At 42.2% G+C, this 2,173-nt stretch carries 1 pseudogene; it reads right to left on the bottom strand.

Annotated elements, in window-relative coordinates:
- Positions 1 to 1,712, bottom strand: a pseudogene (locus tag R8O70_RS24755) (cadherin repeat domain-containing protein); the annotation flags it as partial.
- Between the last annotated feature and the right edge of the window lie 461 nt (positions 1,713 to 2,173).

Genomic DNA, 2,173 nt, shown 5'->3' with positions numbered 1-2,173 from the left:
GTACCTTCTACTAAGCCTGACTGGATAGCAATTCGGCTTGGCGCGCTCAGAATGTTAAAGCGAACTTTTTGATCTGGACCGGCCGTGTAATTTGCACTCTCTTTTCTGCGAACCGTTAACGTCGTTTGACCCGCTTTGTAGACACGAATAAGACCGTCACCAATAACATCTGCAACACCTGGAGAAGTATTGTCAACGACTTCCAAATGATCATTGCTGGCCGTTAAACCAAAATCACGCTGCACGTTAAAATCGTAGCCTTTGCTGTATACCATTTCATAATCTTGCGTCGTCATCGCTTGGCCTTGCGCTTTCGCAACTTTGATCACAACGTTGAATTGAATTGGTTGGTAAAAGTCACCGCCATCATCTTCAAACTTAAGACGATATTCGCCCGCGGTATCCACTTCTAAGTTGCCATCCTTCATTCGAAGACCTTCAGGCAACCCACCAATCAGACTGACTTTGCCTTTCTGACCAGCAAACGTCATTGGAATAGCCAGTTTAGGCTGATAAGTGAGAGACATTTCCACGTCTTTCATTACCGGATGAGGTGCGCGTTCGATTTCAATGTTGAAGCGGGTTTTACTTGCTGGATAATTACGCAAGTCGTATTCGTAGGCTTCAACCTCTGCGCTACCAACGCCTTTGATCAGCAACGCTTCACCATCCGTAGTTTTAGCGACAACGTCTTCACCATTGATGATGCGATATCCATAATCGCCGCGAGCGTGCGCAACTTGAGGGAAAATGCGTCCACCGTCTTCATACGTCTTAGCGATATTCGCAACACTGATGGCTTGACGTTGACCTGGTTTCACATCGACCACAAACTGAGCGACTTGTTGCTTGTTTAAGAAAGCATCGCTGTATGTTGCTGTCGCCTCGACGGTTACCTGACCAACGTTGTGGATCAAAAGCAAACCCGTTTCTGGGTTTAGTAACTCGGCAACCTCGTTGTCTGGTTCGCTGCGCAAAATTTTGTAAGTGATATTTTGCGTTTCAACTTTATCCAAACGTGAAGGCGCTAAGGTTAAACCGTCTCGATACTCATCTTCGATTAAGGCAAATTTAAGTTGCTCAGCACCTATCGCATACAATGTTACGGTTGCACGAACTTGCTTAGGTAGATATAAGTCGTTACCTGAATCGGAAATCAGTACAGAAGCCTGCCCCGCAGAACCAAGTGAATAAACAACGCCGTTATCATCAACTTGAATGAGGTTCTGCCCGCTTTCGACTTGATAACTCAGTTTACCTTTCTGCCCGCGCACGGTCAGAGCTTTCCCGTCAGGATCGAGTGCAACTAGGCTTAAATCACTGGCAGAAAGATCATTGTTAAAACCTCGTTCAACCGTGACCGAAAACGTCGTTTCAGAAGATTCATACACAGAACTGGTATCTGTTGCACGAATTATCGCGGTGCCTGGACGCAGGATTTGAAATACACCCGAATCATTCACCCTCACCACATTCGGCGGATTTGAATCAATGACTTGGTAAGATACTGAGCCGCGAACGTTGCTCAATAGTGTCTGAGTGATGGTTCCCACACCCTCAAACTGCAACGAGGCATCTTCAACAATCAGCTGTGGACGACTCTGCTTCGTGATAGAAGTTGGAGAGCTTGTATTGCTCGGCTTGGAGTCACCTCCTCCACCGCAACCAGCAAGTAAAGCAGCAAGAAAAATCAAATAATAATTTCTGTTCATTTTTAGTAATAATTTGTTACATCTCAAGGGGCGAGATAATAATACGATGTTTTATTAATCGCTATCCCTATTGTTGATGACTTTATTACTTAAGTATTTACTACTATATTAAGGGTAAAAATAAATTCTGATAAATGGCGAGAAAATCACCCGAAAAAACGCGAAGCAAACGTTTAAATTAATGTAATTAATTAATTTAGAAAGAGTGAATATTCAACAAAATAAAACAGGAAAAATAATGAAGAAAAATTGCGCTAATTTTTGGCGGGCTATGCTGTATGGACATTAACAGATTAGAAAAACATAATTATCTAATGCACAAATAAAAGCAAGAACGAATCTCGTTTATATTTAATAAAAGAGATATGTATTTTAAAACTGGAATAATGTCACTCTTACATTCCATTTTAATGTCTCGTCAGTAACAACTATTATTCCAGTAACTGTAAACTTAGATTAGC

The sequence above is a fragment of the Vibrio sp. 779(2023) genome (genome assembly GCF_033344285.1).
Lineage (GTDB): Bacteria > Pseudomonadota > Gammaproteobacteria > Enterobacterales > Vibrionaceae > Vibrio > Vibrio alginolyticus.
The sequence above is the reverse complement of the archived record's forward strand: the minus strand, read 5'-3'. Positions and strand labels throughout refer to the sequence as shown.